This window comes from Anaeroplasma bactoclasticum (genome assembly GCF_003550015.1).
In the GTDB taxonomy this organism is placed as follows: Bacteria; Bacillota_I; Bacilli_A; order Acholeplasmatales; family Anaeroplasmataceae; genus Anaeroplasma; species Anaeroplasma bactoclasticum.
In genome coordinates this window covers 1-23387 of the sequence record NZ_QXEV01000026.1, presented here as the reverse complement: position 1 = coordinate 23387, position 23387 = coordinate 1, and the positions used below count along the sequence as shown (strand labels likewise).

Genomic DNA, 23387 nt, shown 5'->3' with positions numbered 1-23387 from the left:
TGACATCTAAGAGGTACTATGGAATTAATAAGACTAATCTCTTCGGGAATTTGAGATCTATGCTTTGCATTATATCTTTCATCCATAGTAAAAGAAATAAGCTCCTCAAGAGGAGTCTTATTCGTTTTACTATCCCAAGGTAATCTTTTTACAGAGGTTCCCCAGTGATTATCTTTATATTTAGTTTTCATGGCGGCGAGTGATGGAACTTCTGGGAGCTGGCTAATCATCAACCGCCAAGTATCACATATTAACCAGCTCTCAGAAATTCATGTGATTTTCCTTTCTATAAACTGGTTCTATTATATCACTTGATCTCTAATTTACCAACTCTGTGCAAATTAGGAATAAAATTTAATAAAAAATTATTAAAAACTATTTACTTTTAGGAAAAAAACTATATAATATAAGTAATCGAAGTTCCGGTGAGGTAGCCGGAACATTTTTTTGTTTATAAACTATTAATTTTTAAATATAGATTTCGTGCATACGTATCAGTCATTCCACTAATAAAATCTATTAATAAACGCATTTTTAAATAAGTTTTATATTCCTTCGGTTTAATATCACGAGGTTTATCGCCTAATTCATTAAACAAAACATTTACAAAGTTTTTGGATATTAGAGAAAGAATTTTATTTTTATAATCCGCTTTTTCCACACCTTTTTCATTAACTATAGTTTTTTTCTTTTTATCAATTGTTGCTGTTAAAAGAGCTTCATAAAATTCCCTCATTAAAAATGATATTACTTTATCACCATTAATCTCATTAATAGTTACTATCTCACTATTTAAAACATATTTTGTCTTAATATCATCAATTAGTTCTATCACAGTACTATATTTAGTTTTTTGTAAAACCTCATACTTATAATGCGTGCCATTATATATTATTTGGTCAAAACAATTTTCTCCATTTTCATCTATGGCATCAGGTATACTTTTAATTATATTATTCCTTAATTGATATATAACTGGTCTAATTGTATTTTCAAATATTTCTTGTCTAGATAACTGTTTTGATTTTTTCTGATTTGCTTTAAACTTCTTCTCTAATTCTTTATAAAATTCTTTTGAAACACTATCTTTAGTTCTTTTAAAGTTATCAAATGACTCAAAAGTAACTATTCCTTTATGAACGGCATCCTCCAAATCTGACACAAGGTACGCTAAGTCATCAGCAATCTCTAATATTGAAGCAAAAGGATTTCTTATATCACTTTTATATACTCTTAACATTTCTAAGTCTTTGATTATTTCTCGTTCAGTTATAAAATATCCCATTTTGCCTTTAGTGGTGGCTTTAGTTGAATCAAATGGATACTTTATAATTGAACCAAGCGAACCAGCCGAAAGCGAAGCTCCATTTTTATCATAGAATTGCATTAATTTTGTTGCAATTCTCAGAGATTGAGCATTACCATCAAAATTTTTTATATCATCATAATAAACATTAGGAAGATTTAGTTCTTCTTTTTTATCTTTAAAAAAATCTTTGATGACAGTTTCACCATAATGTCCGAATGGTGGATTTCCTATATCATGCAAAACACCAGATGTCATTGCCAGCCAAACAGGGTCATCATTTTTCCTTTGAAATTTTATTGACAAATTGGAGGCTATTATTCCTGCTAAATTAGAAACCTCTAAAGAATGGGTTAATCTTCTTCTAGAAAAATCCAATTCTTCCCTAACAAATAACTGAGTTTTGTCTTGCAATCTTCTAAATGAACTTGACTGAACTATTCTATTATAGTCAGAATTAAAATACGAAATATACTTTTGCAATTTATCGCTTTGATACATTAAACAAAATTCATCTAAACATTCTTGCCCAATTTTACAAGCATCATTATAGTTTCCTTTTTCAATATAATCAACAAACTGTTTAATATATATTCCATTACTTTTCTGTTCAGCAAATTTTAAGCATTCAGTAATTTTTTTATATTTGTTTAAAAAATACTCAATTGCATCTTCCCAATTATTATCCGCCATTCTAAAGATTGATTTAATAGCACCTTTTGCCTCCGGATTCAAATCATCATCCACAATACTACAATGACTAAAATCATCCAAATAAACTTTAGAAAAGGCATAAAAAATAGGTTTTCTTTTATTGCTCTCATTATCAGTCAAACTGCTCATAAATATCCTCCAACAAATCGACAAAATACAAAACGATTATATCATATATTTACATTAGATAAAACACCCTATTCGGGTGTTTTATTACTTTGTTATTTTAATTCTTAATTTGTTAGTTACGATATAGAATTAAGTAGTCATTAAACACTACCTAAGTACTAATCAAGTACATCTACAGCTTCTACCAAAAACGATGCGTCAAAATGAGTATATACCCTTTCGGTTAGTGACTGTGCATTAGCATGTCCTACTATCTTCTTTAATACAGTTTCATTCATGCTCTTTTCTGTGCACATACTAATAAATGTGTGTCTTGTATCATGAATTAAATGATTAGTGCCTAATAATTCATTTATTTCCTCATAATAATTATCTCTAAAGAATCTATACAATAATGGATCATGATTCTTATTTTCAAATAATAATTCATTATCATTTCTATTCATCCAGCTTTCAAAATAAGGATAAATCTTTTTACAAATAGGTACCACTCTAATACCCGCTGCTGTTTTACTTTCAACAACATTAAAATATCTTTCTTTAAGATTTACATCCTTCTTCTTTAAATCAAGAAGTTCAGATACTCTTGTACCTGTATATAAAAGCATTAATGTAATGGTCTTGCTGTCAGATTCAGGCATTGCCCATATTTTATTAATATCTTCTTTGGAAAACTTCTCTCTATCTCTTTTATTAGGATTTTTATTTGAATATTTAGATATATCTACTAATTCTGCATAATTCTTATCCACATATTCATTTTTTAAAGCAAATTTATATAGCATATTAAGCAAGAATTTCATTTTACGGATAGTTGAATAGTTCTTTCCACTATCAGCTATAATTCGCTCATAATCTCTTGTTTTAAGTGTGGCGAATAATTTATTATGAATTCCTACAAAACCTTTAAAAGCGGCATTATAACCATTCATAGTGGATTTTGATGTTGTAGGAAAAAAGTCTTTACTCCACTTATCAAATATATCTTTAAATTTATATTTGCATTCAGGTGTAACAACTACTTTAGTCTCATTAGGATTCTTTACTAAATCACTATTATAAGACATTAACATGTTAAATCCATCTTGGTAAGTTTTAGCATATCCGATGGTTTTTATAATTTGTTTTTTCTTTCCATTTACTTCTTCAAATCCTATAGTCTTTCTAACTATGTATGGATTTCTTCTTGTTCCTTTTAGTTTGTAGACTTGTCCTACTCCTTGTGGTAATTTCATTTTTCTCATAATTTTATCTCCTTGTTACCTAATTTTTTATAGTAATAACAAGTAGCATAATTTGTTAGTTATTTGTTAGTTACGATATAAAAAATGCATAGGAATTACATTCTTTTATCAAAAACAAATTAAAGTAACAAATTTACCAACAAACCTTGAAAAATGGCTTAACAAAGCCAAAAAAAAGCCACACGTTCGAGAATACGCGTAGCCTTTTTATCTTTTTCTTTGCAATTATAATAATCAAACAATTAACGCTTAGAGAACTGACTAGACTTACGAGCCTTCTTTAGACCGTACTTCTTACGTTCCTTAGCACGAGGGTCACGAGTTACTAATCCAGCTGGCTTTAATACTGCACGGTATTCTGGGTTAACTTCCATTAATGCACGAGTAATACCTAAACGGATAGCTCCTGCCTGACCAGTAATACCACCGCCAAATACATTAACTAAAACATCGAACTTGCCCATGTTCTCAGTTAATTCAAGTGGCTGCTCAACATCTAAACGGATAGCTGCAGATGTGATGTAATCCTCAAAAGCACGACCATTGATAACGATCTTGCCTTCGCCCTTTGCAGGACGCATGTAAACTCTAGCAACAGATGCCTTACGACGGCCTGTACCTAAATACTGAACTAATGTCTTCTTTGCCATTCCAATATCCTCCTATTAAGCCTCTACCTTAAATTCTACTGGCTTCTGAGCTGCATGTGGATGTTCTGCAGATGCATAAACATATAACTGCTTTCTCATCTGGTCGCCTAACTTTGTGTGAGGTAACATACCGAAAACTGCTTCCTCAACCATTCTTGTAGGATACTTAGCCATAACTTCCTTAGCAGTTAATGTTCTAAGACCTCCAGAATATTCGGAATGATAACGATATAACTTATCTTCCCACTTGTTACCAGTTAATTTAATCTTGTCAGCATTAATAATGATGACATTGTCTCCACAGTTTACATGAGGAGTGTAAGTAACCTTGTGCTTGCCTCTTAATAAAGAAGCAACTGCTGTTGCTAAACGACCTAATGTTAAGCCATTTGCATCAACAACATACCAATTGTGTTCTACTGTTTGATTGTTTGCCATGAATGTCTTGTTCATGTTAAGTTTCCTCCTAGATTATTTTTTAATATAATTTAGGGCACTTGGAGATTTTAATTGCTTAAAAATGTACCATTCAATATTTTACATTAAAGGTTTCATATAGTCAAGAAAAAAATATTTTTAATATTTATATCTCAAAATTTTAATGTTATAATTTTAAAAGTAGATGTATTATTACCATAATTTTACATTATCTATACATAACTAAAATTAGTTTAAAATATATAATTATTAAAAAGTGAGGTGATCTTATGAATACTTTCAAAAGGTATGAAAAAAAATATATTCTTACCATAGAACAAAAGGAAGCTTTAGAAGAAAGAATCAAAGATCACATGGAATTAGATTCCTTTTGTAAAAAGAATAAACATTATTTAATAAGAAATATATATTATGATACTGAAAATAATGATTTAATTCATATGTCTGTAAATAAACCGCCATTTAAAGAAAAGCTAAGAGTTAGAAAATATGGTACATATGGAGATGGAAGGGATGAATACTTCCTTGAAATCAAAAGAAAATCAGAAAAAATAGTATATAAAAGAAGGGTTACACTTACCAAAAGTGAATTAGATGCCTTCTTGCTGGAAGGTATTGTACCAAGTAGAGAAAAATTTTTAGATATACAAGTAAATAAAGAGTTGCAATATTTATTAAAAACCTATATTCTAAAGCCAGCAGTCTTTATTACTTATGTAAGAATTGCATATTTTGACAAGGATGATTCAAGCTTTCGCTTAACATTTGATGATCAAATATACGCAAGAAGGCATGACTTAGATTTTGATATCAAGGAATGTGATGAAATGATACTTCCAGAAGGATATTACCTAATGGAAGTAAAATCAAGTCAAAACTATCCACTTTGGTTTGCGAGAGCCTTATCAGATTTAAAAATATATCCTACATCATTTTCTAAATATGGTAGAGAATATAAAATATTAAAATTGGAGGAAAATTCATAATGAATTCAATATTAGATTCAATAGTAACATCATCTACTTTAGAGCCATGGGTTATAGCCGTATGCTTAGGGCTATCGGTAATCTTTGGCTTTGGATTAGTATTCTTATATAAATTCTTTAGAAAGAAAAAAGGGTATTCCACAGATTTACCATTATCCTTAATCCTAATGCCAATCGGTGTAACTGCAATAGTAATGATTTCAAGAATAATTGGTATTGAATCATCTACTGCTAGAACAACATTAGGATTTAGCTTTGCAGGTATTTTATGTATTACAAGATTCCGTTCTACACAAAAGGATGCAACAGATTTAATATTTATTAGCTCTTCTATCATATTAGGATTCTTATGTGGATTTGGATATGTAATGTATGCTTCTATTGTTGCAGTAATAATTGCTATTATCATTATATTAGTTGCTGTAACAAACTTAAGCCTTCCATCTCCAAAGGAAATGACATTAAAGGTTATTGTTCCAGAATCCCTAAATTTTGATAAGCTGTTTGATGACACATTAAATAAATATACAAAATCTTGGGAATTAAGAAGAATTAAATCCACAGATTTTGGCACTATGTTTGAATTAACCTATAATATCTTAATTAGTGATTTATCTAAACAAAAAGAATTATTAGATGAAATAAGAGAAAGAAATGGAAATCTAACCGTTCAGCTAAGTGTTAGAAGATATGAAAATGATTAAAGAAGTCAAAAAATTGACTTCTTTTTTAATAGAAAAAAGCTCCAAAAGGAGCTTTTAGAAGGATACAACTATAGATGAATCCTTATATAGGGTATAAGAATCATTTGTTTTATTAAACAAGCGATATCCATAATAGGACGCGCTAAGTGTAGTTGTAATGATTTCATTACCACTAGAATCCTTTAATGTATATGTTCCACTAGATAAAGTACTTGAGGATGATTTAGTAGCGGTGACATTTGCCTCACTACACCATGTACCAAAGGACATTAGTACTCCTCCTGTAATAGATACTGTATAATCTACATCTAGTGTGCCACCAGTCATAGAAGAGGTACCTTGCTGTCTATTTTTAATTACAGTTACTCCACCACTAATATATACATTACCATTCGAATCAATAGTATCTGTATCTCCTGATGCACAGTCTAAATCAACATAACCATTTTTAATATATAGTGCAGGAGTTAATGTACTTCCACATAGTGCAGCATTTACTGCATCATTTGTTGAATAAACATAAGTAGTACCACCATCAAATACAATTTGATTAGCTTCTATTCCCTCATAAGACTTTTTTACATTAATATATGCATTATCTGTAATATTAATTGTAGTATCCGCATGAATTCCATCATCGGATGCTTCAATTATAACTTCTCCTCCACTTATGTTTACTATACCATTTCCGTAAGCATTCGTGGATTCAATTAAAGTATCATTATTTGCATGTATTCCGTCATCATAAGCTTTAATATAGATATTTCCACCAGAAATATTTATTTCATTGCTTGCTTTAATACCTTTCGCAGAATGACTACTCTTATCTGTATTACCCTCAGATCCGCCAGGACCACCTTGGCCTCCACCAGGTCCTCCTCCATGTCCTCCTGGAAAGCTTAGACTCGTAAGGGTTGTACTCTCACTCAAGTCAAATACCTCTTCTGTATAGGAAGAATATGTATCTGTATAAATAGATAGATTTACACTATCTGAAATAACCACATCAAATGCAGAATCTATTCCATCACAGCATGCAAATATTTGAATATCTCCACCAGTTAGAGTAACCATTCCCTTTTGATTTTCTTTACTAGAAAGTGAAGAATTACTTGTTTTAATTCCATCTCCTCCAGTAGATATAAATGTATGAGAGCCTGATTCAATTGTAACAGAATCATTCCCCTTAATTGCATTATTTAATGCATTTACAACTAAAGTTAAATTCTTTATTTTTAAATCATCTTTGGTATGGATTCCATTATTATAATTACCATATACATAAAGTTCTCCCTTCCCCTTTAATTTAAGATCTACTTCAGAATAAATTGCAGCTTCACCTAAGTTTTCTTCTTCACTCTTTTTTTCTCTTAAATCATTAATTATATTTTGGGTACCATTTTGTGCAGAGATTTCAACATCATAGGAAATCTCTGTATCCGTAGATTCCAAAATATAAATTGGAGAATCCTTATCATAAGTAATAGTTACCCCATTTAATTCTAATGTGACATCATAAATACCACTAGCATTAGCGCTCGTTACACAAACCTCTATTTTTCCATTAAGTACACCTACTAGATTATATGTTCCACCCTGATAAATGGTATAAACATTATCATTTTTCATATATGCTCCATCCTCTGTTAAAATAGAGAATTCTCCATCATTAACATTTAAATCTACCTCTGGTACAGATGTGGATGGAGTTGATATAGATATACTTTCTTGGGTTGCTGTAGTAGTATTAACATCCTCTTTTATACCCTCTTTTGAATTAACTCCACAGCTAGCTAGTAATAATACTTCTCCTAAGAGTATTATTCCCCCAACGATTCCAATACATTTTTTCTTCATAGAACCACCTTCTTCTTTGCAATAATTATAAAAATGAATTATGTCAGAATTGTTTTGCAAATATAGGGAAATTTTGTAAAAAAATAAAAAAGGTCACATAATTTAATATGTAACCTTGTATAAATATAATCCGCTAGGTTCAGCAACTCTATGGGAAATACTAGGGTCTTTTTTATCTAATACCTCTAGTATTTTTTCTTTTTTGTAATATCCTCTTCCAATATCAATTAATAATCCCATCATTCTTCTTACTTGATATTTTAAGAATGCAGTACCTCTAAATATAAATTCAACCTTATCCTCTAAAATATTAACCTTAGTTTCAAAGATTGTTTTTACTGTATCCTTTCTTTCATCAATAGATGCAGAGGCAAACCCTTTAAAATCATGAGTACCTTCAAATAAATGAATTGCCTCTTCCATTAATGAAATATCTAAATAATCATAAAATGGCATATAATCAATGGTTAGGGGATTATATTCTTTTGTATTAATATAATATCTATATTCTTTTTCTTTAGCACTAAATCTTGCGTGAAAATCATCGTTTACTAAAGAAACTGATTTGATATAGATATCCTTGGGTAAAAAAGAATTTAAGCCCCTTTTTACGCCTTCTATAGGAATTTCCTGTTCCATATCAAAATGGAATACCTGCCCAATGGCGTGAACTCCCTTATCGGTTCTACCAGAACCATAAATTTTAATATCTTGATTGAAGGCTTTTTTTAAAGCCTTTTGAATCTCAAGCTCTATTGTTGGTAATTCCTCTTGAATTTGAAAACCAAAATAAGCCTTGCCATCATAAGAAACTATACATTTATATCTCATCCTAAATATATCCTTCCTACAATGACTCCTGCAAGTAATAAGCATAAAATTACTATTCCTAAGTAATCTCTCCATCTAAGCTTAAGCTCATCTATTTTAGTTCTTTTAGCTCCAACTATATATCCTCTTGCTTCCATAGCATTCGATAAATCTTCAGCTCTTTTAAAAGAAATAACAAACATAGGAATTAATAATGCAATAATTTGATTTGCTTTATCCTTTAGGCTTCCTTCACTAAAATCTACACCTCGGCTGGCTTGAGCATTCATTATTTTCTTTGCTTCAATCATTAGTGTTGGAATGAATCTTAATGTTAAAGAAATTAACATAGAGAATATTCCAACAGGAATTTTAAATATTTTAAGTGGAGATAATACAGCTTCAATTCCATTATTAATGTCTGTAGACATTGTAGATAATGTTAAAAGGGATGTAACACCAAGCATTAATACGATTCTTAAGAATATAATTGATGCACGTGATACTCCTGCCTGATAAATCTTAAAATCCCAAGATGCCCACTGTAAGCTAAAATTCCAATTGAATTTTTCAAATGGATTATCCCATAAAACTAAGAAGCATATAAATAATATTACAAATAAGATAAGTGTCTTAAATGGTAAATATCTTTTAAATACGATATATAGTGTTAATAAACCAATAATTATCAAAGACGGATATAATCCAATAGACATTGGTATAGTATATAATAAGGTTTCTGCTTCTCCTGTTGTATATATTAGCTGTAATACAACAGTAAACATCAAAAGGAATAAGACTGGCTTTAGTCCATTTAATACCTTAATGAATGGAATACCTGTAGTTAAGAAGGCTATAATAAATAGTCCTAAAAGTCCAAGCATCATATATAATCCATTCATATTTGTAATTGGAACTAAAAAGATAATTACAATGAATACAATAGTAGCAATAATCTTAAATCTAGGATCTAGCTTATAAATCCAGGATTTACCAGGGTAATACTGACCAAATGCAATATTGTCCATTATGCCACCTCCTTTAGCTTAGAGATTAAATCCTCTAAGGTGAAGGTATTATAATCTAGATTATAATGCATTTTTTCATTTAAATAATCAATAAGCTTTAATACCTCAGGCTTAACTAAATTATTATCTTTATATAAACCAGATTTAAATAATTCAACCTTATCTCCATCATAAGTAATCTTAGTATCATTTAATACAACAACTCTTGTTGCATATTGATATACTAAATCCATATCATGAGTAATTAAAACAATTGTTTTTCTAGTTTCCTTATGGATTTGATGGAATAATTCCATAATTTCTACTTGCCCCTTAGGGTCTAAGCCTCTTGTAGGCTCATCTAAAAGTAAGATATCAGGGTCATAAGATAAGATACCTGCAATAGCAACCTTTCTCATTTGTCCGCCAGATAAATTAAATGGAGACTTCTTTAATAGATTTTCTATTTTAAGCTCTTTAGCTATTTCTTTGGTTCTTCTTTCTGCCTCATCCTTCTTCATACCAAAATTAAGTGGGGCAAACATAATATCTTTAAATACAGTTTCCTCAAATAATTGATATTCAGGGAATTGGAATACAAACCCAACTCTTTTTCTTACATTCTTTAATTTTGGATTTTTTCTTTTCTTTGGAGTAATTAAATTATCGAAGATTTGAACTGTTCCCTTAGTTGGTAACATCAACGCATTCATATGCTGAATTAGTGTTGATTTACCACTTCCTGTCTTACCTACGATAGCTATGAATTCATCCTTCTCATTAATATCTAAATTGATATCCTCTAATGCTAGGGTGAATTCTTTTCTTTTAACTCCAGGATACAAATGAGTTACATCTTTGAATGATATTCCCATAATGCATCCATTAGCTCCTTATTATCATTTATTTCAGTCTTAGAGGCTTCATAAGCCGCCTTAAGGGAAAAAGGCATATCTAGGTTAGAGGATAATAAAATATCTCTTTCCATAAATATTTCACTTGGCTTACCTTCTTTTATGATAAATCCATTTTTCATTACTATGATTCTATCGGATTTCTCCGCTAAATTTAAATCATGTGTAATAGTAATTACGGTCTTATTGTATTTCTTATGTAATTCTTCGATTAAAGCTATAATTTCTTCTGTACCTTGAGGATCTAACATAGAGGTTGCTTCATCTAGTATGATGATATCGCAATTCATTGCCAAAATACCTGCAATAGCTACTCTTTGTTTTTGGCCACCAGATAGGGTTTGAGGCTCTCTAGATAGATATTCATTCATATCTACCTTCTTTGTATATTCATCAATTAAAGCCCTCATTTCTTCTCTTGGAACTAAATGATTCTCTAAACCAAATGCGATATCATATAGCACATTATATCCAACAAATTGGTTATCTGGATTTTGGAATACTATACCAACTCTTTTTCTTACCATATCTATAGTAGATTCATCTAATACAACTCCATCATAGGATATCGTACCTGCTTGAGGCTGGATTAGTCCTGTCAATAGCTTAGCGATAGTGGATTTTCCACTTCCGTTATGACCAATAATGGATAACCATTCATGATCTAAAACAGAAAAAGACACGCCTTTTACTGCGCGATCTTGTGTATTATATGAAAATTTCAAGTCTTTAACTTCTATCATACAATATCCCTCACTAATCTAGACAAATGATAACACAAAATAGATATAATGTAAAAGAAAAATACCTATAAAGCATTTCCATTACTTAAGAAAAAACAAAAAGGAGCATTTCTGCTCCTTGAGTATTTTTATTGGAGCCACAGAACGGAATCGAACCGTCATCATCTGAATGGCAATCAGATGTACTAACCGTTGTACTACTGCGGCATTTTCAACGTGCATTTCAATTATATCAAATAATTATTCCTTGTCAACAATTATTTTATGTTTTTTTTATTTTTTTCTTCTTAACAATAAAAATAGAAAAAGGGGATCTACATCCCCTTAAGATTCTAAATATACTTCTTCTTGATTTTCTTCTTTAGATTCCATATATAATGGTAATTCTTCATATATTGGAATAAACTCAGATAGTAAATTTCTTATATTCGAATGATTATTTTCTTCCATTAAGCCATAGAAGGTATAAATGAAATGACTATCCTCTATAGTTACTATTTCTATTTTATATCCATCTAATGTAGAATCTTTAACGATTTGTTCCATATTTTGTTGATATAGCTCAATAACTAAACTAGAGAATAATAATTGGAATCCTTCGGATTTCGTTTTAGCTTCCCAAGAATAATTATTACCATCTACTATGCCTGTATAGGATAATGTTCCATCTCTATCAATAATGAATGAATCACTATAGAAGGAAGAGAATGTAGAAGAAAAGCCAGAAAATATAATTCTTTTAATTTCTTCCATTAGATAGCCCAAGTACCATTATCAAAAATAACTACATGGTTTCCATCATATGTATCAGCTTCAATATGTAAATCTCTTGTTCCAATCATGAAATCTACATGAATCATAGAGATATTTAAATCAACAGCCTTAATCTCTTCTTCGCTCTTCTTATCAAAATCACGGATACAATCATTAAATGCTCTACCAATAGCTAAATGGCAGCAAGCATTCTCATCATATAATGTATTATAGAATAATAAGCCTGTTTGATTGATTGGAGAATCAAAAGGAACAAGTGCAACCTCACCTAGCTGTCTTGCGCCCTCATCTAGGCTAATTAGCTTTTCAAGTAATTCCTTATGCTCGCTATTTTGAGCTAATACCTCAACAATCTTTCCATTTTCAAAGCGGAAGCCAAAATTATCTACAACCTTACCCATTACAGATAAAGGCTTTGAAGCATAAACAACACCATTTGCAGTTGTTTTATCTGGAGATGTAAAGCATTCCTCTGTTGGCATATTTGGCTGGAAAATTACACCAGATAATGTAGTTTCATCTCCACCATTCCATACCATACAATCCTTAATAGATACATTAAAATTAGTTCCATTAGATGCAGTATAATATAAAGTCTTAATCTTTAAATCATTAAGCTTTGTATATTTATCACGTAAGTTTTTGTTATGTTCCTTCCAATTCTCAATTGGATTACCATAAATTCTTGTAGTTTTTAATATAGCATCCCAAAGCTTTTTCATCGCGTTTGACTTCGTTTCATTAGGGAAAATTTTTTTAGCCCATGCTTCAGATGGAATACCAACAATTGTCCACTGATATTTATTTTCCATAGCTTCACGGTATGGCATAGTCTTAGGACCTAGGATTCTTCTTACTGCAGTCATCTTTTCTTGATCTACTCCAGCCATTGCATCTGGGTCAGCAGAATCAATAAAAATTCTTGCAGGAAGCTTTTCTACCTGATATTTTAATTTTTCTTCCTTCCATACTGGGAATTCAGATAAGGATTCTACCTTCTGATACTTGTAGCCTAGCTTAGTTTCAATATCACTAATCCAATCTACAACAACCTTTCTAGCCCCAGCTTTATAACATTCTTCAATGACATATTTAACAAAATATTCATCGCTAACACCTGCAGCAATATTAACATCCTGTCCCTTTTGTACATTTACACCTACTCTTGCGATTAATTTTGCATAATTCTTTAAAATTGTTTTATTCATTTTTTTACCTCTTATTCTTTGCCATAAAAGCTTCAATATCTTCTACAGTCTTTAAAATTTCTTGTGATAAGCATAAGGAACCATCCTCAGTAATCATCATATCATCCTCAATACGAATACCAATGCCCTCTTCTTCAATATATAAGCCTGGTTCATTAGAAATAACCTCACCAGCCTTAAGTGGAGCAAAATGATCAGATAGGTCATGACAATCAAGGCCAATATGATGAGATACTCCATGATAATAATATTTAGATACTTCCTTAGGATCCTTAATTAATCCAATTCTTTGTAATTCTTTTTCATAATGCTTAACAACAACCTGCTGTAAATCTCTAATAGTTACACCAGGCTTTGCAGCCTCAAATACTTTCTTTTGAGCTTCAAGTACAATATTATATATTTCCTTTTGTCTTTCAGTAAACTTACCATTTACTGGGAAGGTACGAGAAATATCCGAGCAATACATATTTACACTTGATCCTAAATCAAATAAAATTAAATCTCCATCATGAGCTATAGAATCATTATCGGAATAATGTAAGCATGTAGCATTCTTACCTGATGCTGCAATAGTAGCAAACGCGTAGCCAGTTGCACCATTAAATTTAATTGCCTGATCAAAATAGCTTTCTAGCTGATATTCATAGGATTCTTTCATATTTACTAAGATATTTTCAATACCTAATCTTGTAATATGAATAGCCTTTTTCATTTCTTCAATTTCTTCTTCATGCTTAATCATTCTAGCATTCGCAAATAATGGTCTTGCATTTTTAACATTAACCCAAGGTCTTTTTGTTTTAATATCTTGTGCTAGCTTTTCTGTTGGAGTTATTAAATCATTGATTTCATTTGGTTCAAAATCTAAATAAATGGTATTACATTTTTCAAGCAAGGAATCTAAATCCCACTTAAAGTCAGCTAAATATCTAACTTCCTTTATACTAGATAGCTCTTCTACCTTTTCCTTAGAAAAAGGTGCACCAACCCATTTCGCTTTAAATTCATCATATGGATTAATATAAATAATCTCATTTTCTTTTCCATTTCGTTTGAATAATAAAACAATATTATCAAACTCTAATACTCCAGAAAGATAAAAATAATTACGATTTACATTATATCTTTCATTTGTTAAGGATTCTTCCTTTCTTCTTGAAAAAGCTAATAAAATAGAATTATCTTCCATCTGTCTTAATAGCTTTAATCTATGGTCCTTAAAACATTCTTTTAACATATAATCTACTCCCTTCTTTGTTAAAAATTATATTTCGAAACAAAAAGCCCCTAAGGGCTTATTCATTAATCTAATGGAATAAAGTTAGTCTTTTTTTCTGTAGCAACAACAATAGATGTCTCAATATTTGAAACATAAGGTACAGATAAAAGCTTATCAAAAATAAAATCACGATAGTACTGGAAATTCTTTGCAACTATCTTTAGCATAAATGCACTATCACCTGTAATTGTATAGCATTCTACAATTTCAGGAATCTTTCTTGCTTCTTCAATAAACTGATTAGAAGTTTCTCTATTTAATGGATGCATAGAAATCTTAGCAAAGCATGTGATTTCATATCCTAGCATTTTTTCATCAACAACAGCAGTAAACTGTTTTAAAATTCTTTGTTCCTTTAAGTTCTTTACACGTAATAAGCAAGATGATGGCGCAAGTCCAATCTTCTTAGATAAATCTATATTGGAAATAGAAGAATCTTCCTGTAAATACTTAATTATCTTCTTGTCATACTCATCTAATATACACTGGGACATAGTTATATTACCTCTCTTTAAAGTGATTTCCCTCATTATATCATTAAAAATTAAGGATGTCAAAATAAAGACTAATAAAATTTGATTTTTTTATAAAAAATGAAATAAAAATCAATCACAGTGATATTCTTTCAAAAAATCAAGCACTTCTTGGCAGTTTTCTATAGTAGTTGTAAAGGATGTAACAAAACGTATTGCATAATATTTCGTATCTAATACCTCCCAAAGCTCAACACCATATCTTTCTTCCAAAATAGGAAACATGTCCTTAGGAATAATTGGGAAGATTTGATTTGTAACAGAATCACTTAAAAACTTATAACCTAATTCCTTTAGCCCATTTTGTAAATAGGCTGCACATTCATTTTCCTTTTTACCAATTTCTAAATATAGATTTCCTTGCATTAATACCTCAAATGGAATGGCTGAAACAAACCCTTTAGCCATGAGTGCACCATAGTGCTTTTGTGCATAATCAAAATTCTTAGATATTTCTTTATTATTAAATACTACTGCTTCACCTAAATATCCACCATTCTTAGTTCCACCAATATAAAATACATCTGTATAATTAGCTAAGTCGGAATATGTAATATTAGATGCCACCATACCTGATGCTAGTCTTGCACCATCTAAGAATAAATATAATTCATGGCATTTACAGAATTCATATATTTCCTTTAATTCCTCTAAGGAATAAATAGTTCCTATTTCTGTAGATAAGGAAATATAAATCATTTTAGGTAAGGCCATATGAGTAGGCATATGAGTATCTAATATTTTTTTTACCTCATCTAATACTATCTTACCATTCTTTCCCTTTATAGTAATAATCTTATGTCCTTGGCCCTCTACAGCTCCTGTTTCATGAACATTAATATGTCCACTTTCAACAGCTATTACAGCCTCATATGGCTTTAATACAGAAGATATTACTATCGTATTGGCTTGTGTTCCACCAACTAAAAAGTAAATATCAGAATCCTTACCAAGCTTTTCTTTTATATATTTTTTAGCATTATCGCTATGGTAATCCTCACCATAGCCGATATTTTGTTCATCCTTGCATTCCATAAGTCTTTCTAAAACCTTAGGGTGTGCAATCGATGAATAATCATTTCTAAAGCTATAAATCATAATAATCCTCCTAAAATTTAAAAGGGGTGGTTGCCCATCCCTATATTTTTATCCTAGATAAGCAGCACTAATCATACCTGCTGCATTACCAAGCTTTGCAAGCTCAATTCTAACATTCTTTAATGCATAGAAGGCATATTTATTATAATACTTCTTAATTGCATCAAGCAATACTTTACCAGCAGCACTAACGCCACCACCGATATAGAATACATCTACATCACAAGTAACTGCAATAATAGATAATGCTCTACCTAATGCTTCTGCAACCATATCTAATACAGCAAGACCTAAGGCATCTCCTTCTCTTGCAGCATCCATAACATCCTTAGCTGACATTGTATCCTTTGAAAGCTTAGTCTTGTAATCATTATAATAAGTTTTTGCAAGACGAACAATACCAGTTGCGGAAGCTACAGTCTCTAAGCATCCCTTTAATCCACAGTTACACTGGAATTCATGCTTAGAATCAATATACATATGACCAATTTCACCTGTTGCTGCATGAGGACCTGCGATAACCTTATCATCAATGATATATCCTCCACCAACACCAGTACCTAGAGTAACCATATAGCTTGATGATGATTTCTCGCCAACTAATGCCTCACCTAAGGCAGCAGCATTTGCATCATTTGTAGATGCAATCTTCGCATTTGGGAAATACTTTTTTGCAACATCATTTAAATTAACATTAGTTAATCCAATGTTTGGCATATTTACAATTAAATTATCAATAACTACACCAGGAATACCAAAGCCAACAAAATCAATTGTTCCATTATGCTCCTTAGCGTAATTAACTACACCTTCACATACATCCTTAAATAGATTTTCCTTTGTAGTTTTTACAACGAATGTATCAACAACCTTGTAATCCTCACAAACTCCAATCTTTACTGTAGTTCCACCAACGTCAACACCAAATCTCATTCTATTTTCCTCCCTATCCTCTTTGAAATATCTGACGAATCGTATTTAATATATTATCTACTTGTTCACTTTCTGATTTACCGAATACACATCGGTTTGCAAAATGCTCACAATTATTACTAATTAAATTATATCCTTTTTCACCTAAGTGATCTTTCGCATATTGAATAATCTCTAAAGGCGATCTTTTTATTTCTTTTTCTTCTTTTGTATATACCCTAACCTCTATAGGACTTCCCTTAGAAAAATCCTTCAAAGAAATTGTACAAACAACCGCATTCTTAGGGTCTGTTTCAATACCTTCACCAGGTATTCCAAACTGATATACACAATCATCATCTTGGTATATACCATGGTGAAAATAAGCACCACGACATACCCTAATATGGTCCCCATATTCTGGTTTACCTAAAGCCCACAAGGCTAACACCACCTTCTTCGTTTATTATATTACAAATAGCCATAAATTAAAAGAAAAAAAGAGGACTAATCCTCTTTTGAATCTTCCTTTGGAACAAGTCCTAATTCTTCTAATAAGAAGTCAAAATTTCTCTTATGATTTTCTTCTGGTTCAATATAATTTGCACATACATATTCTAAAGAATCTTCTATCTTATAGAAAGCAGTATAATAGATATTTTGACCCTGGATAGAATAATCCTTAAACTTGATAATATCCTCTTCCTTATAATTTAAGAATATCTCAAATCCAATCATTCTATCGCATTTATCTAATTCCTTATCTCCTTCTGTATTATCACTATCATCAGGATTAAAATATGCATCTGCATCCGTTACTAATGTAACCTTAAAGGCATTAGGCTTTTGAATCTTTAAGAAGCTAATTCCATAGCTTCTTTTTCTTTCCTTATACTTATTCTTTCTTAAAACCTCTAATAAATCTAAGCTAGATGTATATATCTTAGGATTCGCTGGTTCACTTTTAGGTTTAAATTTAAATGTTTTATAAGATGCTGCTTGTATTAAGAATGTCATTAATACAAATCCAATAACTAAAAATACAGTAACAACCGTTGTATTTATATCTTTAACAGTTATTAATAATATTAGCATTCCAATTGTAATTAAAAATACAATTCCACAAGCTATCCATAAATATTTCGCTTTAACATTTTTAAGTAACATAATTAAGATTCCTTTACATGGTCAATAAACGCAAAATCAAAATATAAATCCTCACAAAAATGATCATATAATTTATAAAACTCTGGAACAGGCTTATAAAAATCCATATGAACAGATTTCGGATTAAATACAGCTCCCTGAATAAAAGAATATTTCGTAGATGCAGGAAGCTTCTTACAGAAATTAATTGTTTTTTCATTATTATGCTGAAAAGCAATAAATACTACACTTTTATCTGTATTCTCTAAATTATTCTCTATTAATTTCTTTCTTAAATGAGGATAATCAAATTCTTCTACTTTAAAATTCTCTTCATCGTTCACTAATACATTTACAAAGGTAGTTCCTTTGTGAATTCTTGTATATATTTCAATTTTTTCATCGTTATATACTTCAATATCCTTAGCATAAATTAAAGCATAATGGAAATTATGATATGGTTTACAATCATAATACCCAATAACTCCAGGGTTTAATTCTTCCTTTTCCTTAACTGGAATACCTAAGAATAAGCATATAACCTTTAAAAAATTATTCATAAAGCATGTCGAGTAGACCGGGCTCGACTTTCACACCCTTCCTCAAGTGTATTTATCTACCGGCCCCTCACGGAACCGTACGTGCCCTATTAAGGCATACGGCTCTTCGCTAATTGTTAGTAGCCATAAAGTAGATATAATTTTGGTCTAGTAAATTTTAGTGACTTTAGGGTTTGTTGGAGTTTTATTCTCGTGAGCCAACCTACCCTTTGTCCTCTTCTTCGTAATGCTCTATAAAGAGCCTCAACTACAAATCTTGTAAAACTTTGTAATGCCTTAAAATTGTCAAATATACCATAGTATCTGTAATGTCCTTCCAGTTTTATGTTTAACTTAGGTACTATCTCTTTAATACTACTATGCATATTTTCCTTAAGCCATTTCTTAACATTTTCTTTCTTTTGTTTCATTTCTTCTTGCTAGTATGATGAATGAGTTTATACTTTCCGTTCCTGGTCTTACCATTTATATGTGTAAATCCTAGAAAATCAAAGGTTTCTTTCGTGCCTTTGAACCTCCCCATCGGAAGAATTCGACTTTTGTTTTCTTCTAGCTCAAGTCCAAACTTTGCCATCCTGTCCTTTAACATACTGTAGAATTTCTTTGCTTGGTCTTCGTATTGGAACAATACTACAAAGTCATCGGCATATCTTACTAAGTAACACTCGCCTTTAATTATGTTATTCTTCTTTAACCATATAAACCAGGTGTCTAATACGTAGTGTAGATATGTGTTTGCTAGAACTGGTGATATAAGTCCGCCTTGTGGTGTTCCTTTATCGCTTTCTAGTTTCTTACCATCTTCCATAACTCCACCGATTAGAAACCTCTTTATATATCTTATAAAATTCTTGTCTGCTATGTCGTGCTCAAGAAATCTTATCAGCCAGTCATGGTCGAGATTATCAAAGAATCCTTTTATATCAGCGTCTACCACGTAGTTTACTTTATCAAACATTATATGATGATTGATTTCTAATATTGCTTGATGACAATCTTTTCCTTCTCTAAAGCCATATGAGAAATCACAAAATAAAGGTTCATATACGAAATCTAGGATTTTCCTAAATGCTCCTTGTACTATTTTGTCTTCGTACGTTGGAATTCCTAACGGTCTCATCTTGCCATTGCCTTTAGGTATGTAAGTTCTCCTGACTGGCAATGGTCTATAAGAAAATGTCTTCATTCTTTGAATTAGTTTGTCAAGATTATCATCAAGATGCTCTTCATACATCTCTTTAGTAACTCCGTCTACACCGGAAGCCTTTCCTCTCGGTTGCTTTACGTGCTCAACTCTCAACGTTTCTTTGTTGATGTATTGCATTAACGAATTCACTTTCCCAAATTTACTTTGCTGACTTCTTATTTCTATCTTCGCTTGGTCCATAGTTTTCATTAGTCTCACGTACCTCCTATGCTTTGAAAATAGAAGCCAATTAACGTATGCCCCTTCCCTCCAGTGTCGTTACTACCTTCGTTGGTACTATGGACATATCCGACTTCCTATATAGACTATCGTTCCTTCACATTGCATTGCTTTGTTACCGATTTTGGAATCTCCCTATATAGGACCTCCTAGGCATGCACCTAATCACTATGTCATACTCGCCACACTTTGAAACCCCGATGAAACCTATTAAATCTTGCCATATCGATTTATTATTACTGCTTGCTACTTTGGTGAGAGTATCAGCTTTCATTTTATTATATCTAACGAGGCTAACAGTTTCACGCTTACGCATTACGGCTCGTATGCTCCCTATCCTACGCTTAAACCTAATGTTGCCACTTCGGCTCCAAGGACTCGGTACTTGCTGTTGGCTAGACTTTACAAGATGGGATTTGCGCCCACTAGATTATGTGCACCGAACTAGCGCACCACCTAACCCATTATATCATAATAGTCTATCATTTTCATAAATCTTTTTAAGTAAAATTGTGGTATCATAATAGAAATGAAATAAAGGAGAATTTATATGAAACCTGAATTCTTAAAAGAAAATCCAACAATATATTTAGTAGCCCCATCCTTTGGATGTACGACGGAGCCATATAAAACAAGACTTGAAGCATCTATAGAAAAATTTAAATCCTTAGGCGCAAATGTTATTGAAGGCAAAAACATTTGGCTTTCAGAAGGTGTTGTTTCCTCTAACACTCCAATTCTTCGCGCAAAAGAAATTAATGATGCATTTTTAAGTAATGCAGATGCCATTATTTCTGTTGGTGGCGGAGAATTAATGTGTGAAATTCTACCCTATATTGATTTTGAAGAAATTAAAAAGAACCCTAAATGGTTTGTGGGATTCTCAGACAATACAAACCTTACATATACCATTACTACCATTTGTAATATAGAAACCATTTATGGAGCAAATGCCCCACACTTTTATAATATGGAATATGACACAAAAGATACTTGGGATATGCTATATGGTAAAAGAGATTTTAAAGGCTATAAGAAATGGCAATTAGAAAACAATGATAAAAATCCATTACAAAAGCTTAATTTAAGAAAAAGAACAATTATTAAACCATATAATTATACTAAACCAGTAACCGGAAGATTAATTGGTGGATGCCTAGATTGCCTTATTAATCTTTGTGGTACACAATTTGATTACACAAAGGAATATATAAATAAACATAGAGGAGAAGGAATCATCTTCTTTATGGAAGCCTGTGATTTAAATTCTATATCCTTAAGAAGAGCATTATTTCAATTAAAGAATGCTTCTTGGTTTGAGCATGTAGATATGTTTATCATTGGTAGATCCTTACAATATTTTAATCATAATTTTGATGTAACTATGGAGGACTCCTATATTTCCATGCTGGAGGAATTTGGTAAGCCTATTTTATTTAATGTAGATTTAGGACACTTACCTCCATCTATGCCAATCCGAACAGGTGCCCTAGCAACTATAGAATATAAAAAAGATAAAAAGAATATATTTATTACATATAAAGATTAAAGAGCGGAAAAATCCGCTCTTTTATCATTATAGTTTTGAAACTATTTCATCAACATATTTCTTATATTCTTCTTCTCTAATTAATCCCTGTTGATATAATTTCTTTAGCTTGGCTAATTTTTTTTGTGCCTCTTCTTCATCAAAGTCATCTACTTTTTCTTCTTTGAACTTAGGCTCATCTAATTTTACTTCAGCCATTATATGTACTTCTTTATTAGAATTATCCTCTAAAGTTACTTGCTCATTTAAAACTAATGGTCTTGCGACAAACGCAAATATAGAAGACATAATAGCTAAACATGAAATTAGAAGTATATAAACATTATCAAAAGAAGCATAGCCAATCACTCTATATACACCTATACCAAAGAATACAATGGAAGAAACAAAGAATAAAATAGTTGCCCACAACGCTTTTTGTTTTTTCAAAACAGCAAATATAGTTGAAACTAATACTATTGGATACATAATATAAAAAAGCACATATATCCAGTGTGGTGTGTAATAGCCATATGTAATCATTTGACCTATTTCTTGAACAAAAAGAATCAATACATAGGATTCAAAATAACCCGCAAGAATAAATAAACCTATATAAGATAAAATTAAGATTGGATTAACTTTACCATTAATTTTGCAATTTCCCATTGCGAATAATACATAATAAAAATGGGCACAGAAAAATCCAAACCAGGAAAGTGCAAGTATGAAAGTATTTGTATTATAAAAGAAGCCTTCATAAATCTCCCTTATAGAAAGAGATAGGATATATCCAAATCCAAGGAAGGATAAAACAAAATATGCTTTTTCAAATTTTCCATTACACCAAATATTCCAGGAATTAATAAGATTCCTGTAATAATTAAGAATTGAATTAAATAATTTGGATTAGAAGGATAATCTCTAAACCACACTATAAAAGTAATAGCCCAAAACAAATATAGAACTAAACTAATAATTCCACCACATAATAAAATAACTCTTTTTTTCATAATACTCTCCTCTTGTTATTTTTAAAAATCGATAAAGAGTTTAGCACAACATAATACTTAATTCAAATAAAAAATAGAATGTCAAAAGATTAGAAATCTTTCTGCCATTCTTCTAAGAGGGCGTTGCCCTCTTTTTGTTTTGGCTTTTTTCCTGTATTATAGATAGTGGTGATTTTATGGCTTCTATCGTAACTGATTATTTACCTTTAGAAATTAAATCTAACCCTTATTATGTTCACGCTAAAAGAGGATACCTTTCTCATCTTCTTTTAGATGCTGCTAAAGCTGGACAGGATGTTTATGAAAATGAATATAATAAACTTAATAATCTTGCTTACGCTAGAAAAGAAAATAATCATATTACCATTCAGGAAGTTTTCAAAGATAACTGGGGTTACTTTGTCG

The 23387-nt window shown here is 30.9% G+C and carries 27 protein-coding genes and 1 tRNA gene; 4 read left to right on the top strand and 24 right to left on the bottom strand.

Annotated elements, in window-relative coordinates; all coding sequences use genetic code 11:
* From EI71_RS10045 to rplM, 5 genes are all read right to left on the bottom strand, one after another.
* The coding region (locus tag EI71_RS10045; protein ID WP_147387565.1) for a hypothetical protein at positions 1-230 on the bottom strand (230 nt) is incomplete at its 3' end.
* A 221-nt stretch (positions 231-451) separates the two neighbouring features.
* Positions 452-2149, bottom strand: a complete 1698-nt coding sequence (gene dgt, locus EI71_RS08310) for a dGTP triphosphohydrolase (RefSeq protein ID WP_119016783.1) — start codon at positions 2147-2149, stop codon at positions 452-454.
* 158 nt (positions 2150-2307) lie between these two features.
* On the bottom strand, positions 2308-3393 hold the full coding sequence (locus tag EI71_RS08305; protein WP_119016782.1) for a tyrosine-type recombinase/integrase: 1086 nt from the start codon (positions 3391-3393) through the stop codon (positions 2308-2310).
* 242 nt (positions 3394-3635) lie between these two features.
* Positions 3636-4043 carry a 30S ribosomal protein S9 gene (rpsI, locus tag EI71_RS08300; RefSeq protein WP_119016781.1) on the bottom strand — a complete coding sequence of 136 codons (408 nt, stop codon included), beginning with the start codon at positions 4041-4043 and terminating at the stop codon, positions 3636-3638.
* A gap of 15 nt (positions 4044-4058) precedes the next feature.
* Entirely contained in the window at positions 4059-4496 is a 438-nt protein-coding gene (gene rplM, locus EI71_RS08295; RefSeq protein ID WP_119016780.1) for a 50S ribosomal protein L13, read from the bottom strand.
* Between the two features lie 254 nt (positions 4497-4750).
* On the opposite strand from rplM, the gene EI71_RS08290 reads away from it, so the two are divergent.
* Complete coding sequence (locus tag EI71_RS08290) at positions 4751-5467, top strand: polyphosphate polymerase domain-containing protein (RefSeq protein WP_119016779.1); 717 nt, start codon at positions 4751-4753, stop codon at positions 5465-5467.
* Entirely contained in the window at positions 5467-6171 is a 705-nt protein-coding gene (locus tag EI71_RS08285) for a DUF4956 domain-containing protein (protein WP_119016778.1), read from the top strand. Before EI71_RS08290 ends, EI71_RS08285 begins: the two co-directional genes overlap by 1 nt.
* Before the next feature lie 54 nt (positions 6172-6225).
* Here the strand turns inward: EI71_RS08285 and EI71_RS08280 are convergent, their stop codons facing one another.
* The 17 genes from EI71_RS08280 to ltrA all read right to left on the bottom strand — a co-directional run bounded on the left by EI71_RS08280 (position 6226) and on the right by ltrA (position 20411).
* A complete protein-coding gene (locus EI71_RS08280) occupies positions 6226-8028 on the bottom strand; it encodes a carbohydrate-binding domain-containing protein (RefSeq protein WP_162849897.1) in 1803 nt (600 codons plus the stop codon).
* A gap of 102 nt (positions 8029-8130) precedes the next feature.
* On the bottom strand, positions 8131-8859 hold the full coding sequence (gene truA / locus EI71_RS08275) for a tRNA pseudouridine(38-40) synthase TruA (protein ID WP_162849896.1): 729 nt from the start codon (positions 8857-8859) through the stop codon (positions 8131-8133).
* Positions 8856-9866 carry an energy-coupling factor transporter transmembrane component T family protein gene (locus EI71_RS08270; protein WP_162849895.1) on the bottom strand — a complete coding sequence of 337 codons (1011 nt, stop codon included), beginning with the start codon at positions 9864-9866 and terminating at the stop codon, positions 8856-8858. Before EI71_RS08270 ends, truA begins: the two co-directional genes overlap by 4 nt.
* Positions 9866-10720, bottom strand: a complete 855-nt coding sequence (locus EI71_RS08265; RefSeq protein ID WP_119016774.1) for an energy-coupling factor transporter ATPase — start codon at positions 10718-10720, stop codon at positions 9866-9868. The genes EI71_RS08270 and EI71_RS08265 overlap by 1 nt, the downstream gene beginning before the upstream one ends.
* Positions 10696-11502: an energy-coupling factor transporter ATPase gene (locus EI71_RS08260; RefSeq protein ID WP_119016773.1), complete on the bottom strand. Its 807-nt coding sequence runs from the start codon at positions 11500-11502 to the stop codon at positions 10696-10698. The genes EI71_RS08265 and EI71_RS08260 overlap by 25 nt, the downstream gene beginning before the upstream one ends.
* A 132-nt stretch (positions 11503-11634) precedes the next feature.
* Positions 11635-11709, bottom strand: a tRNA-Gly gene (locus EI71_RS08255).
* Positions 11710-11826: 117 nt separating this feature from the next.
* Entirely contained in the window at positions 11827-12255 is a 429-nt protein-coding gene (locus EI71_RS08250) for a hypothetical protein (protein WP_119016772.1), read from the bottom strand.
* Positions 12255-13484, bottom strand: coding sequence for an aminopeptidase (locus EI71_RS08245; protein ID WP_119016771.1), 1230 nt, complete (start codon positions 13482-13484; stop codon positions 12255-12257). Before EI71_RS08245 ends, EI71_RS08250 begins: the two co-directional genes overlap by 1 nt.
* 4 nt (positions 13485-13488) lie before the next feature.
* Positions 13489-14724, bottom strand: a complete 1236-nt coding sequence (locus EI71_RS08240) for an aminopeptidase P family protein (protein WP_119016770.1) — start codon at positions 14722-14724, stop codon at positions 13489-13491.
* A 65-nt stretch (positions 14725-14789) separates the two neighbouring features.
* Positions 14790-15260, bottom strand: a complete 471-nt coding sequence (locus EI71_RS08235) for an Lrp/AsnC family transcriptional regulator (protein WP_119016769.1) — start codon at positions 15258-15260, stop codon at positions 14790-14792.
* Positions 15261-15371: 111 nt separating this feature from the next.
* The gene (locus tag EI71_RS08230; protein ID WP_162849894.1) at positions 15372-16397 is read right to left on the bottom strand and encodes a threonine aldolase family protein; all 1026 of its coding nucleotides are present in this window, start codon (positions 16395-16397) and stop codon (positions 15372-15374) included.
* Positions 16398-16445: 48 nt separating this feature from the next.
* A complete protein-coding gene (locus EI71_RS08225) occupies positions 16446-17330 on the bottom strand; it encodes an ROK family protein (RefSeq protein ID WP_119016767.1) in 885 nt (294 codons plus the stop codon).
* Positions 17331-17343: 13 nt separating this feature from the next.
* Entirely contained in the window at positions 17344-17751 is a 408-nt protein-coding gene (locus EI71_RS08220) for a lecithin retinol acyltransferase family protein (RefSeq protein ID WP_162849893.1), read from the bottom strand.
* A 65-nt stretch (positions 17752-17816) separates the two neighbouring features.
* Complete coding sequence (locus EI71_RS08215; RefSeq protein WP_119016765.1) at positions 17817-18476, bottom strand: hypothetical protein; 660 nt, start codon at positions 18474-18476, stop codon at positions 17817-17819.
* Positions 18477-18478: 2 nt separating this feature from the next.
* Positions 18479-19015, bottom strand: coding sequence for a hypothetical protein (locus EI71_RS08210; protein WP_119016764.1), 537 nt, complete (start codon positions 19013-19015; stop codon positions 18479-18481).
* A 116-nt stretch (positions 19016-19131) separates the two neighbouring features.
* The gene (locus EI71_RS10400) at positions 19132-19425 is read right to left on the bottom strand and encodes a group II intron maturase-specific domain-containing protein (protein WP_211321087.1); all 294 of its coding nucleotides are present in this window, start codon (positions 19423-19425) and stop codon (positions 19132-19134) included.
* A complete protein-coding gene (gene ltrA / locus EI71_RS08205) occupies positions 19422-20411 on the bottom strand; it encodes a group II intron reverse transcriptase/maturase (protein WP_211321086.1) in 990 nt (329 codons plus the stop codon). The genes EI71_RS10400 and ltrA overlap by 4 nt, the downstream gene beginning before the upstream one ends.
* A 580-nt stretch (positions 20412-20991) precedes the next feature.
* On the opposite strand from ltrA, the gene EI71_RS08200 reads away from it, so the two are divergent.
* Positions 20992-21990 (top strand): S66 family peptidase, encoded by a 999-nt coding sequence (locus tag EI71_RS08200; RefSeq protein WP_119016763.1) that lies wholly within the window; start codon positions 20992-20994, stop codon positions 21988-21990.
* A gap of 27 nt (positions 21991-22017) precedes the next feature.
* Here EI71_RS08200 and EI71_RS08195 read toward each other — a convergent pair whose 3' ends face one another.
* Positions 22018-22638, bottom strand: coding sequence for a hypothetical protein (locus tag EI71_RS08195; RefSeq protein ID WP_119016762.1), 621 nt, complete (start codon positions 22636-22638; stop codon positions 22018-22020).
* 101 nt (positions 22639-22739) lie between these two features.
* Complete coding sequence (locus EI71_RS08190) at positions 22740-22982, bottom strand: hypothetical protein (protein WP_119016761.1); 243 nt, start codon at positions 22980-22982, stop codon at positions 22740-22742.
* A 134-nt stretch (positions 22983-23116) separates the two neighbouring features.
* On the opposite strand from EI71_RS08190, the gene EI71_RS08185 reads away from it, so the two are divergent.
* Positions 23117-23387: hypothetical protein (locus EI71_RS08185; protein ID WP_211321085.1), on the top strand; the 271-nt coding region annotated here is incomplete at its 3' end.

Bases quoted from the DNA above. Each gene is read 5' to 3' on its own strand.
- dgt (WP_119016783.1), bottom strand. From the start codon at position 2,149: ATGAGCAGTTTGACTGATAATGAGAGCAATAAAAGAAAACCTATTTTT.
- EI71_RS08305 (WP_119016782.1), bottom strand. From the start codon at position 3,393: ATGAGAAAAATGAAATTACCACAAGGAGTAGGACAAGTCTACAAACTA.
- rpsI (WP_119016781.1), bottom strand. From the start codon at position 4,043: ATGGCAAAGAAGACATTAGTTCAGTATTTAGGTACAGGCCGTCGTAAG.
- rplM (WP_119016780.1), bottom strand. From the start codon at position 4,496: ATGAACAAGACATTCATGGCAAACAATCAAACAGTAGAACACAATTGG.
- EI71_RS08290 (WP_119016779.1), top strand. From the start codon at position 4,751: ATGAATACTTTCAAAAGGTATGAAAAAAAATATATTCTTACCATAGAA.
- EI71_RS08285 (WP_119016778.1), top strand. From the start codon at position 5,467: ATGAATTCAATATTAGATTCAATAGTAACATCATCTACTTTAGAGCCA.
- EI71_RS08280 (WP_162849897.1), bottom strand. From the start codon at position 8,028: ATGAAGAAAAAATGTATTGGAATCGTTGGGGGAATAATACTCTTAGGA.
- truA (WP_162849896.1), bottom strand. From the start codon at position 8,859: ATGAGATATAAATGTATAGTTTCTTATGATGGCAAGGCTTATTTTGGT.
- EI71_RS08270 (WP_162849895.1), bottom strand. From the start codon at position 9,866: ATGGACAATATTGCATTTGGTCAGTATTACCCTGGTAAATCCTGGATT.
- EI71_RS08265 (WP_119016774.1), bottom strand. From the start codon at position 10,720: ATGGGAATATCATTCAAAGATGTAACTCATTTGTATCCTGGAGTTAAA.
- EI71_RS08260 (WP_119016773.1), bottom strand. From the start codon at position 11,502: ATGATAGAAGTTAAAGACTTGAAATTTTCATATAATACACAAGATCGC.
- EI71_RS08250 (WP_119016772.1), bottom strand. From the start codon at position 12,255: ATGGAAGAAATTAAAAGAATTATATTTTCTGGCTTTTCTTCTACATTC.
- EI71_RS08245 (WP_119016771.1), bottom strand. From the start codon at position 13,484: ATGAATAAAACAATTTTAAAGAATTATGCAAAATTAATCGCAAGAGTA.
- EI71_RS08240 (WP_119016770.1), bottom strand. From the start codon at position 14,724: ATGTTAAAAGAATGTTTTAAGGACCATAGATTAAAGCTATTAAGACAG.
- EI71_RS08235 (WP_119016769.1), bottom strand. From the start codon at position 15,260: ATGTCCCAGTGTATATTAGATGAGTATGACAAGAAGATAATTAAGTAT.
- EI71_RS08230 (WP_162849894.1), bottom strand. From the start codon at position 16,397: ATGATTTATAGCTTTAGAAATGATTATTCATCGATTGCACACCCTAAG.
- EI71_RS08225 (WP_119016767.1), bottom strand. From the start codon at position 17,330: ATGAGATTTGGTGTTGACGTTGGTGGAACTACAGTAAAGATTGGAGTT.
- EI71_RS08215 (WP_119016765.1), bottom strand. From the start codon at position 18,476: ATGTTACTTAAAAATGTTAAAGCGAAATATTTATGGATAGCTTGTGGA.
- EI71_RS08210 (WP_119016764.1), bottom strand. From the start codon at position 19,015: ATGAATAATTTTTTAAAGGTTATATGCTTATTCTTAGGTATTCCAGTT.
- EI71_RS10400 (WP_211321087.1), bottom strand. From the start codon at position 19,425: ATGAAACAAAAGAAAGAAAATGTTAAGAAATGGCTTAAGGAAAATATG.
- ltrA (WP_211321086.1), bottom strand. From the start codon at position 20,411: ATGAAAACTATGGACCAAGCGAAGATAGAAATAAGAAGTCAGCAAAGT.
- EI71_RS08200 (WP_119016763.1), top strand. From the start codon at position 20,992: ATGAAACCTGAATTCTTAAAAGAAAATCCAACAATATATTTAGTAGCC.
- EI71_RS08195 (WP_119016762.1), bottom strand. From the start codon at position 22,638: ATGGGAAATTGCAAAATTAATGGTAAAGTTAATCCAATCTTAATTTTA.
- EI71_RS08190 (WP_119016761.1), bottom strand. From the start codon at position 22,982: ATGAAAAAAAGAGTTATTTTATTATGTGGTGGAATTATTAGTTTAGTT.